At 28.1% G+C, this 306-nt stretch carries 1 protein-coding gene; it reads left to right on the plus strand.

The window, feature by feature from the left end:
• On the plus strand, positions 1-259 hold a 259-nt coding region (locus KQ878_RS03770; RefSeq protein WP_216567981.1), incomplete at its 5' end, for a hypothetical protein.
• Between the last annotated feature and the right edge of the window lie 47 nt (positions 260-306).

Genomic DNA, 306 nt, shown 5'->3' on the forward strand with positions numbered 1-306 from the left:
CCATAACGTTATTTTTAAACAAAAATTCTACGAACAATTCTACAAACCTGAATTTGGTTCAATCGCAAAATACACAGACACTGATGCTGTCTCAAAAACAAAAACAGCAAAAAAAGATATAGCTAAATTCCTACAAACTTCTAATTTTGTTGATGATAAACCAATTAAAAACTTATTGGGACTATATGAAATTATTTCAAAAGATATAACAGGCAATCAATTTAATGAGCTTTGATTAAACCCTAAAGTTGTTAAATAATGTTTATGTAGCTTACTTCACAAACCGACATTTTATTGTCGGTCAAA

It is taken from the genome of Mycoplasma zalophidermidis (assembly GCF_018913985.1).
GTDB classification, from domain to species: Bacteria; Bacillota_I; Bacilli_A; order Mycoplasmatales; family Metamycoplasmataceae; genus Mycoplasmopsis; species Mycoplasmopsis zalophidermidis.